Here is a 15,266-nt window from a genome sequence, read left to right as displayed (position 1 = left end):
CTGTTCATTACATTGCAGTGTTTATTTTTGTTAAATGTTGTTAATAGGGATAAAACACAAACTACCTCATCTGTATGTACCTGGTTAAAACTCCCTGGCTGCTAAAAAAGCTTTATCCCCAACTTACCTGGGAGATAAAATCAACTGACCGTTGCATTTATCTCACTTTTGACGACGGCCCTATACCAATTGTTACACCGGCTGTATTAAATATTTTAAAACAATACAATGCCAAAGCCACCTTTTTTTGTATTGGCGACAATGTACGCAAACACCCTGATATTTTTGAACAGGTAAAAGCCGAAGGCCATGCAATTGGCAATCATACTTTCAACCATCTTAAAGGCTGGAAAACCGACACGCAAACCTACCTTGATAATTTTTTAAAGGCTGATAAATTGCTGGATACACGCTTGTTTCGCCCTCCTTATGGCAGGATCAAAAGGGCCCAGATCCGCGCGCTGAAAACAGCAAAGCCCGATCTTAATATTTTTATGTGGGATGTGCTCAGCGGTGATTTTGACATGGCGCTTCAACCCGAAGATTGCTTAAAAGGAGTGCTTAAATATACCGAAGCAGGATCGATGGTGGTATTTCATGACAGCATCAAGGCTTTTAAGCGATTGGAATATGTACTGCCAAGGGTATTGGAGTTTTGGAGTAAGGAGGGGTTTAGTTTTACCCCCCTGGCCCCCTGAAGGGGGGATCAAGTGCTAAAATCAAAAAAGCCGTATGCTGCAGGCACACGGCTTTTTGATGCGGGGCGTTTTTCTCAGCTTATTTTTTCACAGAAGCATTTTCTGCTGCTTTGATAATTACAGCGGCAACAGCTTTAGGTTGCGATATGAAAACAACATGGCTTCCTTTTATTTCGGTTATTGTTGTATTTGAACGTTTGTACATAGCACGCTCAATATCGGGGTTGATACTTTTATCTTCAGTAGCAACTATACCGTAAGCAGGTTTAGTTTTCCAGGCGGCGTTAGTGATTGGCGTACCAAATCCCTTTGCGTAAAAGGCGCCTTGTGAAGCATACATGAAATCAGCTTCTTCTTTGCTGATATCGGCACAAAAGCCGGCATGGAATTTAGCTTTGTCATAATAAACAATGCCTTTATCATCTGGTGCTAAAACACCGTTTTCGGGAGCAGGAGGAGCAGTTTGTAACCACTGAACAGATGTTTCACCTTTATCCGGCTGCAGTGCTGCGATATAAACAAGGGCCGCTACCTTCGGATTGTTACCTGCTTCGGTGATTACTGTACCACCCCATGAATGGCCTACCAATATAGCTGGTCCGTCTTGTTTGTCAAGTGCAACTGTTACAGCTTTAACATCGTCTTCCAATGAAGATAATGGATTTTGCACCACAGTAACGTTGTATCCTTTTTTGGTAAGTTCGGTATATAAAGCTTTGTAGCCAGAGCCATCGGCAAATGCGCCGTGAACCAATACTACATTTTTAACGGCCTGGGCCTGTGCTGAAAAAGTAAAGCCTAAAATTGCGGCGAAGATTAACGCTAAACTGATTATGCCTGCTTTAATGCTGTTTTTTAATGTTGGAGTTTTCATATTGTTTTGTTTTTAAATGTTGTGTTTGATTTAACAATACAAAAGTGCCCCAAATGCGGCAGGCTGGAAATGTCGCCAGTTCCCGAAAGATTGTAATTTCTTCCCGGATGGTTTAAAGGAGTTGGGAAAGTCCTTCAATTCCCTCCCTTGGGAGGGGTGCGGCTGGTTTGCGCGGTGGCAGGGAGGGGTTTGTACGCCATGCTAATATGCCGGGCGATGAACCCCCTCCCTACACCCTCCCAAGAATCACACATAATCCTGCTTTTAACATAATACCTTTGTTTCCTTTCACGCTGCCACCGGCTGAGCCTTTCCACTCCTGAAATCAGCGGGCGATTGCTTGGTATGCCGTTTGAAAAAATTGCAGAAATAGGCAGGATCTTCAAAACCCAGTTCATAAGTAATCTGCTTAACCGACTTGGTAGTGTAGCTAAGCAGCCGCCTGGCTTCAACAATAATACGCGCCTGGATTACCTGCTGTGGTGTTTTGTCGTTATAAAGGGAGAAAATATTTGACAATGTTTTAGGCGATTTATTCATCAGGCCCGCATAAAAGTTGACTGAATGTTCGCTTTTGAAATTCATTTCAACCAGCAGGTTAAATTTCCGGAAGATGTCCAGCTTTTGATCCTGGTTGTTTTCTGCGGGGATATATTCAGTACGGGCCATCTGTGTCACCATGATGATCAGCCGCTTTAACAGCATGATCAGCATATCATTCTGAATATTATCTTTAATATGCAGTTCCTGGGTAAAAATATCAAGTAATACTTTAAGCTTTGATTGGTTGGGATCATCCAGAGGAATGAACAGCAAATCGCCCATGCCAAAAAGAAAGCCTACGCAGCTTACTTCAGTATCATGATCAATCAGGCAGTAAAACTCCCTGTTAAACTGCCAGGCGATGATGTCCGCAGATCTTTCGAAGGTAAATGTCTGATCGAACATGAGCGGCAGCAGCGTGTTGGAATTAAATGCATGATCCACGCCATCTATATTGATAATCTGGCTTGCGCCGGTATTCCAGGCAATAGTAAAGTACTTCTTTGCTTTATCACGGGTATAAAAAAAGCGGTCAAAATTTTCCTCTCCGCTGATCAGTAACAGATCGCCGCCGGTTTTATGATCGGAAACAATTAACTTCATTAATTTTTTTGGTGTTAAAGATAAGGCAGATTGATGAGGTTTTAAACAAAACATCCGCATACGGTTTAAGGCATGCGGATGCTTAAAGGGTAGATAGTTTATTTTTACACTTCAGAAGCTTTTTGGGCGGCTTCAATGATCACTTCGGCAACAGTTTCCGGGTGCGACATAAAGATTACGTGACTGCCTTTTACCTCTGTAACGATAGTGTTTGACCGTTTATACATAGCATGCTGAATATCCGGGTTGATACTTTTATCTTCCGTAGCTATTAAACCATAAGCAGGCTTGTGACGCCAGGCCGCATCAGTTATTGGTGCAACAAAGCCCTGGGCATAAAACGCGCCCTGTGAGGCATACATAAAAGCGGCTTCATCAGCGTCGATATCAGCGCAAAACCCTGCATGAAATTTATCTTTATCATAGTATACTATACCTTTTTCATCAGGAGGCAGCACACCGTTTTCGGGTGCAGGTGGGGCAGTTTGCAGCCACTGTAATGCCGACTCACCGTTATCCGGCTGAAATGCCGCGATGTAAACCAAAGCAGCTACATTTGGATGGTTCCCCGCCTCGGTAATAACAGCGCCACCCCATGAATGCCCGGCAAGAATAGCTGGCCCGCCGATCTTGTCCAGCACAACGTGTGTTGCTTTTACATCATCTTCCAGTGAACTTAGCGGGTTTTGTACAACCAATACATTATACCCTTTTTGAGTAAGGATTTGATAGAGGGCTTTAAAGCCTGAGCCGTCTGCGAATGCACCATGCACGAGCACGACATTTTTTAAGTTTCCCATAGTTAATCTGTTGTTTTATAACGATTTGACTTACCACAAAGCAACAAACTGTTTCAGCTTAAAACAATGTATGAATAGCGGAAACATATGTACAATTAGCGGTATTTTTTCCGGAAAGCCACCGGCGACATTTTTACAATACCGATAAACATCTTTGAAAAATAGGTATAATCGGCATAGCCCAGTTCAAAGGCGATAGCTTTAATAGTTTTATCGGTATAGATCAGCAGGCGTTTAGCCTCAACCATAATCATATACTGGATCCAATAACTAACCGTGTTACCCGAAATTTCTTTAACCGCCTCGTTAAGATAAGGCGTAGATATATGCAATGCCGCGGCGTATGATGACGGCTTTTTCAATGTTTTATATTCTGCAAAAATCAGCCTTTTAAAAGCTGTAGTGATCCTGACCGCGCTGGAATCTTTTCTTCCATGTGCTACTGTGCTATCGGTATATTCTCCGGCAAACATACCAGCTACCGCATCTATCAACCCGCGTTTAATATGCTCTTTACAGCTATTGATGCTTTTATCTTTTATCTCTGCAGCCAGCAACAAAATAGCAGCCTGTAATCTTTTAGCCTTTTCCGGATCTATTGAAACCGGTATTTGTGCAAAACAACCCTCATCAAGGATATACTTATAAGTTTGATTAAGCAAAAAGGCATCCACTGCAATAACATAGGCATCGGCATCGGTGTCAAAATGCTGCATTACTTGTCCCGGCAAAATGTAATAAACAGACTGGGCGGGTATCACCACCCCGCGCGAATCAACAATGAGTTTCAGGTTACCTTCATTTACCAATACAAAAAGATAATGCTCATTGCGGTGCGGGCTTTTAAGAAAATGGAGGTCACCCGCTTTTCTGTAATCAACCACTTGCAAACCAAGCTCAGTTACTTCGTCAAGTTTGATTGTAGGAATAAGTTCATTGCTCATTTTGTTAAATTTAATACAGTTATGCACTGTTGTTTAATTAATTACACAAAGTTGCTTATTCATCAGCGCAGTATATCTATGTATAATTCCCGGATGATTGTAATTATTTCCTGTTGGACGATACCAGTTCAAAATCCCTGCCTTACAAAATAACAGGGTTTTGAACTATTGCCGAATTATCTTTCCTTTGCACCCATGAGCAACGAACTCACCGACAAGGCATTTTGGGCCGGTTACTGGGAATCAAAAAAAGATTTGGCCTTTAATGTGCCGGCTAATTATACTTTTCATAAACTGCTGAAAAACATTACAGAAGCTAACAAGCCGGCTTCAGCCATTGAATTGGGCGGTTTTCCGGGGTATTTTGCCATTTTTTTGAAAAAGTATTTCGGATTAAAAACTACGCTGTTTGATTTTTACGTACACCCTAAAGTTTTAAAGGAAGTACTGGATGCCAACCAGCTTAATGATCAGGATATCGCGGTTATTGAAGGTGATCTGTTCAAATATCAACCCGCAACCGAATACGACCTGGTACTTTCGTGCGGATTGATTGAGCATTTTAACGACACCAAAGGCATTATTGAAAAACACCTCTCCTTCCTTAAACCGGGCGGTACGCTGTTCATTACCTTGCCTAACTTTACCGGCGTTAATGGCTGGGTACAACGCAATTACGACCTTAACAACTATGAAAAGCACAATATTAATAGCATGAACCCAACGTTACTGGCCGGTTACTGCAAAGAGCTTGGATTAAAAAATATTGAGGCATATTATTACGGCAAATTTTCGGTTTGGCTGGAAGATAAGGCCAATAAACCGGCATTGGCTAAAGCCATCACCAAACTGGTTTGGGTGGCAGGTAAGGTTGTCACTAAAATTATCCCGTTTGAATCAAAACTGTTATCGCCTTATATCGTAGTTACAGCAACTAAATAAGGGGTTTTATCAACTCCCTTTTCGGAAACTATATTTTGCCAGTTTATGGTGTAAATATCCGCGTCTTTTCATCGCTTCCGAAAGCGTTTTGTCATCAGCAAAATCATCACGGAGTTTGGTTACACCAATTCTTTGCGAACCATAGATACCTGTATGCCCGCTGAAAAGGTAAGCGGTAAAACAAGCTACAGCAAATAACAGGGCATGCTCGCCGCCAAAAAGCTCTATCCCCATAAATGTGCAAGCCAGCGGTGTATTGGTTGCGCCTGCAAAAACGGCTATAAAGCCTAAAGCCGCAAACAGGCTTACAGGAGCATCGAGCAAGCCGGACAAAGTATTGCCCAAAGTAGCGCCGATATAAAACAGAGGCGTTACCTCGCCGCCTTTAAAACCGGTACCTAAGGTTATAGTAGTGTAGATGGTTTTCCAGAGCCAGCTCCAGGTATCGGCACCGCCGGCATGAAAGGCCGATGGAATGGTAACGGCACCCAGGTGTTCGGCATCTACCCCTAAACTTAAATAATCGGGTTTACCATTAATAAAAGTAAGCGCAATGATGATAAACCCTCCAATAAAGGGAATAAGCCAGGGGGTTTTAACATATTTAGTGAAAAACCTTTTAATGCCGTGCACCATTTTTGCGAACAGGTAGCTGGCCAATCCGAAAGCTATTGACGCTACTATTGTTTTCATGATCAGCAACAGATCGGTTGAGATATAACCCGAAAACCAGTGTGGTATAACAGGGATAATATCGATATGATAAGGCGTATGATGAACACCCCAGGCCGACACCGTAACATCACCAACTATGCCGGCGATGAGGCAGGGTAGCAGCGCATTATATTGTACCCGACCAATAGTTAGCACTTCCATAGCAAAAACAGCCCCTGTTAATGGCGTACCGAACACCGCCCCAAAACCTGCCGCTATACCTGCGGTAAGTAATGTTTGCGTATCGGCTTCATTGAGTTTAAGCCATTTGCCTATCATTTGGGCTAAGCTGCCCCCCATTTGCACAGCCGTACCCTCTCGCCCGGCCGAACCGCCAAACAGGTGCGTAATGATGGTAGTAATGAGTACCAGCGGGGCCATGCGTTTAGGAACCCCGCCGCCGGGATTATGAATTTCATCGATAATTAAATTATTTCCCTTCTCTGCCGAACCACCAAAAAGTTTATAGATGAAGTATATGGCTATACCTGCGAGCGGTAGCAAATACAACAACCAGTTATGAGTAAACCGAAAATGAATAGCCCAACTCAATAGCCAAAGAAATAAAGCCACCGCACTACCGATAACAGCGGCAATAGGAATGACGATGACCGTCCAACGAAGGGCGTTCTTCAGGATTGCGAAATGTTGTGAAGAGAAAAGTTGGTTTTGCATGCTGCTGATATTATTTACCCACAAAAAATTAGCACAGGGCAAAACCCCGTGAGTTAATTATCTGTAGGCGCCATCAGCTTTTTTAGGGCGGTTAAGTAGGAAGACACCATTTCCTTTTGATGAGGCTAAGATAGCTTTCTTTTGTTAAAAATAAAATATGGAAAAATCGCTTTAAGTATAAGGAGGCACCTACGGAGCCAATACATGTGCTTCATTTTCTATAAACATGGTACACCTACGGAGTTTGAAACAGCATATTCACAAAACTCCGTAGGTGTACCATGTTTATAGCTTACGCAAGCGAGAAGACATCTGGCTCCGTAGGTGCCTCCTAATTAAAAATTCCTCAAACAAAATAGCCTTACTTAGCACGCATGCATGAGTAAGGCTATTTTTCCAGGTCGGGTTGAACCAACCGGCTCAAGTTATTCTACTTAAGCAATGCTTAGTGTTTCCACATCCTTCAGAGCCAGAAGCATTAATTTACCCTGGTATTCCACCCAGATGTCGGCGAAACTATTCTCATCGTACCCCATAAATTTTAATGGATGACCTATATGCAGGTTTTTCCATTTCTTTCCGATGTACTTAAGGAGTTGTCCGCTTTTTAGTGTGTGCTTTGCCATAAGTTTTAACTTTTAGGAGTGAAAAACTAAATTAATTAACGAAATCGATAAAATTTAACTTTTAAAGAATATTTCTTGAATTGTATCAGGTTTATTACAACTGTTGGTTAAACAGCCTTAGCTTTGCTTTGCTCAATTACCTCAAGGTAAAAGTTTTCGTATTTAGGCAAAATGCTGGCCAATTCAAACTCCTTGGCGCGTGCCAGTGCATTTTCTTTAAATTTAGCTAAACGTTCTTCATCTTCCAAAATAAATATTGCTTTTTCTGCCATACCATCTACATCGCCGGGTTCTTTCAAAAAGCCGGTTAATCCGTCAACATTTAACTCGGGTAAACCACCTGCATTACTACTGATAACAGGTACTTTACAAGCCATGGCTTCCAGCGCGGCCAAACCAAAGCTTTCTGATTGTGATGGCATCAGGAACAAGTCGGATACCGAAAGGATCTCTTCAACAGCATCCTGCTTACCTAAAAAGCGCACATTATCGGTAACACCCAGATCACGGCAAAGCTGCTCGCACATGGAACGCTCAGGCCCATCACCCACCATCAGCAATTTAGACGGGATCTTTTTGATCACTTTGGCAAAAATCTTCACTACATCTTCGGTACGTTTTACTTTACGGAAGTTGGAGGTATGCACCAAAATCTTTTCGCCCGAAGGGGCAATGGCTTTCTTAAAATGATCTTTTGGCTTAAGGCTGAACCTGGTCAGGTCGATAAAGTTAGGGATCACCAGGATCTCCTTCTTAATATCAAAAAACTTATAGGTATCGTCTTTAAGGTTTTGCGATACAGCAGTTACGCCATCACTTTGGTTGATTGAAAAAGTAACAACAGGTTTAAATGTGCGGTCTTTACCAACCAATGTAATATCGGTACCGTGCAGCGTGGTTACTACCGGTATGTATATGCCATAAGTCATTAATATCTGCTTGGCCATAAACGCAGCCGAAGCATGAGGTATAGCATAATGTACGTGCAGTACATCCAGTTGCTCATGGCGCACCACGTCAACCAGCCTGCTTGCCAGCGCCAACTCATACGGCGGAAAATCAAACAGCGGGTAATTGGAAACCGAAACTTCGTGGTAAAACAGGTTTTCGGAAAAGAGGTCCAACCGGGCAGGCTGGTTATAGGTAACAAAATGTACCTGGTGACCGCGGTCTGCAAGGGCTTTACCAAGTTCAGTGGCAACAACCCCGCTTCCGCCAAAGGTTGGGTAACAAACAATTCCGATCTTCATTAATATGTTTTAATTGGTGCAAGTTTAACAGCAATTTACATCAAAAATGTTAAGCTTGTGTAAAATGATGGATGGATGATAATTACCGCATATTTATTTTACGGCCATAGTGAACCATACTTCAGGCTAAGCGTTTAAACATATATTAAACTAACAACAAACATCTGATTATCAACATGAGCAGCAATATAAATTTAGCGATAAACGGCATACAACATATCGGCATACCGGTAACCAATATCGAAGCATCACAACAATTTTACAGCAGGTTAGGCTTTAGCAATGTAATGCAAGCCCCCTTTACCGATAATGACGGCACCGGCACTTGTATCATGATGCAGCGCGGTAACATGATCATGGAACTTTATCAACTGCCGGAGACTTCACTGGCTGAGATCCGTGCCCGCTCAAACGGCCATGTTGACCACGTGGCTTTTGATGTAGATGATATCGACCTTACTTTTAAAACTGTTAAGGAAGCAGGCCTAAATATCCTTGAACCCGAACCGGTGTTTTTGCAATTCTGGAAAAACGGCTGCAAATATTTTAACATCACCGGGCCGGATGGCGAGCGGCTGGAGTTTAACCAGGTGCTGTGATTTGGGATTTCGGATGTTCGATTTCGGATTTAAGATTTTGTCATCCTGAGCGATAGCGAAGGATCTTCTTCAACAAGCATAGCCAATATAACGGGCGAAGAAGTTGCTTCGTACCTACCCATGACAAAGAGGCAAATGTCATTTTTTTCCTTCATAGCCCCTGAATTTTACCTGCACAGCATGATAAAAGTTTAAAACGCCCTGAATAACGGCCTGCTGATCAACGGCGAAAACGACCATGGGACAGAACTTAATATAACCAGCAGTGCAATAGTTAGCCAGATAGCCATAGTTTTAAACTTTTCCTGATCAGTTGTTTTCCGTTTGGCTTTTGCCGAAGCTATGGTGATCAGCGTTATGCCGATGAGCATCATGGTAACGTGCTCCATACCAAAAAACCGGATCTGCCGTTCGTGCACTGCTTTTTTAAAATGGCTGATGAAGTAATTTGCTATTGGACTTATAAAGTACAACCAAAGCCCAACAACTAATTGAATATGTGACACGGTAGCGGCAATAGTGCGCACCCGTTCATCCAGTTTTGAAAAAGTTTTATTGCCGAGCCACCCGGCATAGGCACGATAAAGAGCAAAAAGTAAACTGGCCAAAACAAACCAGCGAATAAGGGAGTGTAGTGCTAAAATAAAGGCGTACATATATTATATTACGACGAGCGGCAAAGGAAAAGATTTTATTTGAAAGAAAATTATTTTGATGCCAGCCCTCTTATGTAAATAGTACCAGGCTTATCGTTAGGGTTCGGTTTATAAACAAACCCTTTACGGGCTTCAGGCGCCAGCATCCATATGTTGATTGTTACGTCAGTTGTAGCATCCTTATTCTTTTTCCAGGTTAAGTTTATTTCGTTAATATCCTGTGCAGAAATGAGCATGCTTTCATCATCAACAAAATAGCCATCTATAGCAAACCTGGCTTTGCCATCTATATTAAACCTCTTTTTTATATCATTAAAGGTGTTTGTTTCAATCTTCACATCTTTTTTAAGTGTGATGGATATTACACCAAACCTGCTTAAATTGGCCAGATTGGCTGGCGAATCCCTATCTTTCAAAACCGTTAAGGAAGCAATATCGTTAGGGTTTATATGACCAAGCCCGGTAATGATATTGGAGTTAACAATAATTAATGGTTGCTTTTCCTTCGCATCGGGCAAATGGCGGTATAACGAGTCCGATGCATTGCTTTTGACAGCCTTTGCACTATCAGCTTGTGCCATTACACTAAATGCACTAAAAACCGCAACTAATACTGTAATAAGTTTCTTCATGGTTTATAATTTATGGATAAGATGTAAGTACCATGCAATTTCCATAAATTAAATCGCTTTTTTTTAAGAAAACCTACCTGCTTGCCGAAACCTGATTAGTGAGCTTTACAAAATCATCAACGCTCAATCTTTCCGCACGGAGATCAAGTATCGGCTCACTGGCCATTTTTTCTTTGTTGATGAGTGACGAAATAGCGTTGCGTAAAGTTTTACGGCGTTGGTTAAAACCTGCTTTTACTATCTGCCAAAACAGTTTTTCATCGCAATCAAGGGTTTGCTTATCATTGCGGGTAAGCCTGATCACTGCCGATAGTACTTTTGGCGGAGGGTTAAATACACCGGCTTTTACCGTAAACAGGTATTCAACTTTATAGTAGGCCTGCAAAAACACACTGAGGATACCGTATTCTTTGCTGCCCGGTTTTGCGGCACAGCGTTCGGCAACTTCTTTCTGGAACATGCCAACTACCTCAACCACCTGCTGGCGGTTATCAAGCACTTTAAACAGGATCTGCGATGAGATATTATAAGGAAAGTTACCGATGATGGCGAAGCTTTCAGGAAAAATGCTCTGAAAATCAAGCTCCAGAAAATCGGCATTGATCAACCGTGTGCCTAACTGCGGATATTTCTTTTTCAGGAAATCGTACGATTCGGTGTCAATATCGATAAGCGATGTTTCGTATTCAGTTTTTTGCAGCAGGAAATCAGACAGTACACCCATCCCCGGCCCTACCTCAAGCACATGACCGAAACGCCCTTCGGGCCTCAGACTGTCAACTATCTTTGCTGCTATGTTTTTATCAGTAAGAAAATGTTGCCCTAAATGTTTTTTTGCCCTTACCAATGTCATTATTAATCAAATATTTGAGCAAATTAAATCATATTTGTGCTTTTATCAGGAACTGTAAGCTTAAAATCTTTTATTTGCAGGTGTAAAGATAGGTTAAAGGCGAAAGGTTAAAGGTAAAAGGTTTGCCTTAACTACTAAGCTCTTATAAACCATTACAGGTTAAAGGCGAGTGGTAAAAGGCAAAAGGTTTGGTTAAGCTTTTATAAACCATTAATAATCATCACTGTTAAATCAACTGAAATCATTGCTTAAAAATCGGTGAAATCATAATTTAATCGGTGAAATCCACATAAAAAAATGAGCGATAAATTAAAAATTGGGATCAGCATTGGCGATGTAAACGGCATCGGTTTAGAGATAATTATTAAAACTTTGGCCGACAGCAAAATTTATGAGTATTGTACGCCTATTGTTTACGGGCATACCAAGGTGGCTTCTTTTCACCGTCGTGCAACCCATGTAAATGAGCTTAATTTTTTAGTGATCAATGATCCGTCGCAAACGCATTTCCGCAAGCCCAATATGATCAATTGCTGGGAAGAGGATGTAAAAATTGAGTTGGGTCAGGTTACCGAAGCAGGCGGCAAATATGCCTTCAAATCATTAGAGCGCGCAGTATACGACCTGAAAGAAGGTTACATAGATGCCCTCGTAACAGCTCCTATCAATAAGGATAACATCCAGAACGATAAATTTCATTTTCCGGGCCATACCGAATATTTGCAGCAATATGATGGCGCCGCCGAATCGCTGATGTTTTTAGTAAGCGACACTTTGCGCGTTGGCGTGGTTACCGGCCACATCCCGGTATCAAAAATTGCCGAAAGCATCACTGCCGAAAAAATATTGGCTAAGCTGAAGTTGATGAATCACAGCCTGCAAAATGATTTCTGGGTACGCAAACCCAAAATTGCTGTATTGGGACTAAATCCCCATGCGGGCGATAACGGCCTTATTGGCAGTGAAGAAAAAGATATCATTATACCTGCCATTGAAGAAGCCCGCTCAAATAATATCCTGGCGTTTGGCCCGTACTCTGCCGATGGCTTTTTTGCCAATGGCACCTACCTTCAGTTTGACGCTGTGTTGGCCATGTATCATGATCAGGGCCTCATCCCTTTTAAACAGATTGCTTTTGAATCGGGCGTTAACTTTACCGCCGGCTTAAACTTTGTGCGCACCTCACCCGATCATGGTACCGCGTATGATATCGCTGGTAAAAACCAGGCCTCTGAGATCTCGTTCCGCGAAGCTTTGTTTACTGCCATTCACATTGTAAAAAATCGCCGCGAAGGGCTCGAACTTAATGAAAATCCGTTATTATTTAGCAAGTTGAGCCGCGATAGGGATTAAAAAACGTTCTGTAATAGTAATGTTTCAATTTAATTGCCGTTAAATTAAAACATTTACCCCGCTACGCGCATTTACATGACTGAATGAGTAATTTTCTGAGTCGTATACGTTCAATTGATGCTTTCCGTGCTGTAACAATGTTTTTGATGATATTTGTGAATGACCTGGATGGCATTCCGAATACCCCAAACTGGCTAAAACACGCGGGCTCAAATGTGGATGCACTGGGTTTGGCCGATACCATTTTTCCGGCATTTTTATTTATCGTTGGGCTTTCAATACCCTTTGCTTTTCAAAACAGGTTAAAGCAGGGTGATAACTTCAAGCTGCTATCACGCATAGTAAGCCGCTCGTTTGCGCTCATTTTTATTGGCTTCTTCCATGCTAATATGGAAACTTATAATGAGGCTACTACGCTGTTGCCCAAGCCTGTTTGGGAAAGCCTGGTAACTTTCAGCTTTTTCTTTATTTTTTTAGATTACAGCAAAGACACACCACCTACAAGGCGCTATTTATTGCAGGGTTTCGGGGTTTTATTACTTGCGGGTATGGCTGCCCTTTATCGCACCAGCGACCCGGGACACACCTGGCTGCATTTTACCTGGTGGGGCATTTTAGGCTTAATAGGCTGGTCGTACATGTTATGCGCCCTTATCTACTATTACTCCGACGGGCATTTGTGGGTGCAGCTGGCGGCATGGATGTTTTTCATGTTCTTTAACCTGGATGTGCATTTCGGTTTTCTTGATTTCGTCGACAGACTGCAGGGTTATATCTGGATAGCCGGCAATGGCGCTATGCAATCGTTCACCATGGCGGGGGTATTTATTTCGGTATTATATATGCGCCTGAAGGCTAATAACGAAATGAAGATGCTCTGGGTAGCAATGATCCTGATCGCTATCATCCTGTTTAACCTGGGTTTCATAGTACGCTATTTTAGCGGGGGAATCTCCAAAGAGCGCGACACCCCTTCATGGGTGCTCATTTGTACAGGGATAAGCCTGGTGGTATATGCCTTTTTTATTTTCCTTGTTGATGTTAAAAACAAATACAACTGGTTTAAGGTAATTGAGCCCGCAGGCACCAATACTTTTACCTGCTATATTGTGCCCTTCCTGTTTTATCCTATATATGAAATGAGCAGGATAGGTTATCCCGAATACCTGAGCCAGGGTATCGGGGGCTTAATCAAATGCATTGTATTTGCCTTTGTAATGGTATGGCTTACTGGTTTGCTGGATAAGATCAATATCAGGATTAAGATATGAACAATTTTTAGCCCTTACACTTAAATAATGTGGTGTTTATTTATGTTTTTTTACTCGATTAGGGGCAAACGCTTTAGAAATCGATTAAAAATGTAAAATATATGTATTAAAAATCAAACCAATACCACGGTTAATTGCATTTAACACATTAGTGTTTATATTTGCGTTCGCAAAAAAACATCATTTTACTATAATGAGAGAAATACAATTCAGAGAAGCGCTAAGAGAGGCCATGGTCGAAGAAATGCGCAGCGACGAGAATATATACCTGATGGGTGAAGAGGTTGCCGAATATAACGGTGCGTACAAAGTAAGCCAGGGAATGCTGGACGAATTTGGCGAAAAACGCGTTATAGATACGCCTATCTCTGAATTGGGCTTTGCCGGTATCGGCATCGGCTCGGCAATGAATGGCTTACGCCCTATCATTGAGTTCATGACTTTCAACTTTTCACTCGTAGCTATCGACCAGATCATCAATGGCGCTGCCAAAATGATGTCAATGAGCGGTGGCCAGTTTTCGGTGCCAATTGTTTTCCGCGGCCCAACCGGTAACGCAGGTATGCTTAGCTCACAGCACAGCCAGTGCTTTGAAAACTGGTATGCCAACTGCCCGGGCTTAAAAGTGGTTGTACCGTCAAACCCTTACGATGCTAAAGGCTTGTTAAAATCAGCTATCCTTGATCCGGATCCGGTTATTTTCATGGAATCTGAATTAATGTATGGCGATAAAGGTGAAGTACCTGAAGAAACCTATTACATCCCACTGGGTAAAGCAAAGGTAGTAAAAGAAGGTTCTGACGTTACTTTAGTTGGCTTTGGCAAAATCATGAAAGTGGTTATCGCTGCCGCTGCTGAACTTGAAAAAGAAGGCATCCATGCCGAAGTGATCGACTTGCGTACCGTACGTCCTATCGATTATGCTACAGTTATCGAATCTGTAAAGAAAACAAACCGTTTGGTAATCATCGAAGAAAGCTGGCCTTTAGGTTCAATTGCTACCGAGGTTGCTTTCAAAGTTCAAAAAGATGCTTTCGATTACCTTGACGCTCCTATACAGCGTATCATGGGTGGCGACGTTCCGCTTCCTTATGCTCCAACTTTGATCCAGGAGTACCTGCCAAACCCTGAAAGGGTGATCAAAGCGGTTAAAGAAGTAATGTACGTTACCAAGTAATCGTTTTATAAATAAAATATCAAAAGGGCCCGGTGTGAAAATATCGGGCTCTTTAT

Annotated in this window: 16 protein-coding genes and 1 riboswitch; of the genes, 6 read left to right on the top strand and 10 right to left on the bottom strand. The window is 42.1% G+C overall.

Annotated features, from left to right (window positions below; genetic code table 11):
• Nucleotides 1-74 precede the first annotated feature (74 nt).
• On the top strand, nt 75-698 hold the full coding sequence (locus AC59JO_RS15025; RefSeq protein WP_413669894.1) for a polysaccharide deacetylase family protein: 624 nt from the start codon (nt 75-77) through the stop codon (nt 696-698).
• A 79-nt stretch (nt 699-777) separates the two neighbouring features.
• Here AC59JO_RS15025 and AC59JO_RS15020 read toward each other — a convergent pair whose 3' ends face one another.
• The 4 genes from AC59JO_RS15020 to AC59JO_RS15005 all read right to left on the bottom strand — a co-directional run bounded on the left by AC59JO_RS15020 (nt 778) and on the right by AC59JO_RS15005 (nt 4,462).
• Complete coding sequence (locus tag AC59JO_RS15020; protein WP_497306226.1) at nt 778-1,572, bottom strand: alpha/beta hydrolase; 795 nt, start codon at nt 1,570-1,572, stop codon at nt 778-780.
• Nucleotides 1,573-1,860: 288 nt separating this feature from the next.
• A complete protein-coding gene (locus tag AC59JO_RS15015) occupies nt 1,861-2,718 on the bottom strand; it encodes a helix-turn-helix domain-containing protein (protein WP_497306224.1) in 858 nt (285 codons plus the stop codon).
• A gap of 104 nt (nt 2,719-2,822) precedes the next feature.
• Nucleotides 2,823-3,518, bottom strand: coding sequence for an alpha/beta hydrolase (locus AC59JO_RS15010; protein ID WP_121233348.1), 696 nt, complete (start codon nt 3,516-3,518; stop codon nt 2,823-2,825).
• A 95-nt stretch (nt 3,519-3,613) separates the two neighbouring features.
• Nucleotides 3,614-4,462, bottom strand: coding sequence for a helix-turn-helix domain-containing protein (locus AC59JO_RS15005; protein ID WP_497306222.1), 849 nt, complete (start codon nt 4,460-4,462; stop codon nt 3,614-3,616).
• Between the two features lie 195 nt (nt 4,463-4,657).
• Between AC59JO_RS15005 and AC59JO_RS15000 the strand changes: the two genes are divergently transcribed.
• Nucleotides 4,658-5,404: a class I SAM-dependent methyltransferase gene (locus AC59JO_RS15000; RefSeq protein WP_497306220.1), complete on the top strand. Its 747-nt coding sequence runs from the start codon at nt 4,658-4,660 to the stop codon at nt 5,402-5,404.
• Nucleotides 5,405-5,413: 9 nt separating this feature from the next.
• Here the strand turns inward: AC59JO_RS15000 and AC59JO_RS14995 are convergent, their stop codons facing one another.
• The 3 genes from AC59JO_RS14995 to bshA all read right to left on the bottom strand — a co-directional run bounded on the left by AC59JO_RS14995 (nt 5,414) and on the right by bshA (nt 8,669).
• Nucleotides 5,414-6,793 (bottom strand): voltage-gated chloride channel family protein, encoded by a 1,380-nt coding sequence (locus AC59JO_RS14995; protein ID WP_413669899.1) that lies wholly within the window; start codon nt 6,791-6,793, stop codon nt 5,414-5,416.
• 57 nt (nt 6,794-6,850) lie between these two features.
• A riboswitch (Fluoride riboswitch) is annotated at nt 6,851-6,916 on the bottom strand.
• Nucleotides 6,917-7,227: 311 nt separating this feature from the next.
• Nucleotides 7,228-7,419: a hypothetical protein gene (locus AC59JO_RS14990; protein WP_091215242.1), complete on the bottom strand. Its 192-nt coding sequence runs from the start codon at nt 7,417-7,419 to the stop codon at nt 7,228-7,230.
• Between the two features lie 107 nt (nt 7,420-7,526).
• Complete coding sequence (gene bshA / locus AC59JO_RS14985) at nt 7,527-8,669, bottom strand: N-acetyl-alpha-D-glucosaminyl L-malate synthase BshA (RefSeq protein WP_091215239.1); 1,143 nt, start codon at nt 8,667-8,669, stop codon at nt 7,527-7,529.
• A gap of 176 nt (nt 8,670-8,845) precedes the next feature.
• Between bshA and AC59JO_RS14980 the strand changes: the two genes are divergently transcribed.
• Complete coding sequence (locus AC59JO_RS14980) at nt 8,846-9,268, top strand: VOC family protein (protein ID WP_497306217.1); 423 nt, start codon at nt 8,846-8,848, stop codon at nt 9,266-9,268.
• Between the two features lie 191 nt (nt 9,269-9,459).
• Here AC59JO_RS14980 and AC59JO_RS14975 read toward each other — a convergent pair whose 3' ends face one another.
• The 3 genes from AC59JO_RS14975 to rsmA form a co-directional block, all read right to left on the bottom strand.
• Nucleotides 9,460-9,924 (bottom strand): hypothetical protein, encoded by a 465-nt coding sequence (locus tag AC59JO_RS14975; protein ID WP_497306215.1) that lies wholly within the window; start codon nt 9,922-9,924, stop codon nt 9,460-9,462.
• 50 nt (nt 9,925-9,974) lie between these two features.
• The gene (locus AC59JO_RS14970) at nt 9,975-10,556 is read right to left on the bottom strand and encodes a hypothetical protein (RefSeq protein WP_497306213.1); all 582 of its coding nucleotides are present in this window, start codon (nt 10,554-10,556) and stop codon (nt 9,975-9,977) included.
• Nucleotides 10,557-10,629: 73 nt separating this feature from the next.
• A complete protein-coding gene (gene rsmA, locus AC59JO_RS14965; RefSeq protein ID WP_413669904.1) occupies nt 10,630-11,409 on the bottom strand; it encodes a 16S rRNA (adenine(1518)-N(6)/adenine(1519)-N(6))-dimethyltransferase RsmA in 780 nt (259 codons plus the stop codon).
• Between the two features lie 297 nt (nt 11,410-11,706).
• Between rsmA and pdxA the strand changes: the two genes are divergently transcribed.
• The 3 genes from pdxA (at nt 11,707) to AC59JO_RS14950 (ending at nt 15,210) form a co-directional block, all read left to right on the top strand.
• The gene (gene pdxA, locus AC59JO_RS14960) at nt 11,707-12,762 is read left to right on the top strand and encodes a 4-hydroxythreonine-4-phosphate dehydrogenase PdxA (protein ID WP_413669905.1); all 1,056 of its coding nucleotides are present in this window, start codon (nt 11,707-11,709) and stop codon (nt 12,760-12,762) included.
• Between the two features lie 83 nt (nt 12,763-12,845).
• Nucleotides 12,846-14,033 carry a DUF5009 domain-containing protein gene (locus AC59JO_RS14955; protein WP_497306211.1) on the top strand — a complete coding sequence of 396 codons (1,188 nt, stop codon included), beginning with the start codon at nt 12,846-12,848 and terminating at the stop codon, nt 14,031-14,033.
• 193 nt (nt 14,034-14,226) lie between these two features.
• Nucleotides 14,227-15,210 (top strand): pyruvate dehydrogenase complex E1 component subunit beta, encoded by a 984-nt coding sequence (locus tag AC59JO_RS14950; protein WP_413669908.1) that lies wholly within the window; start codon nt 14,227-14,229, stop codon nt 15,208-15,210.
• The last annotated feature ends 56 nt before the right edge of the window (nt 15,211-15,266 follow it).

The organism is Mucilaginibacter sp. A5337 (assembly GCF_059690695.1).
The sequence above is the reverse complement of the archived record's forward strand: the minus strand, read 5'-3'. Positions and strand labels throughout refer to the sequence as shown.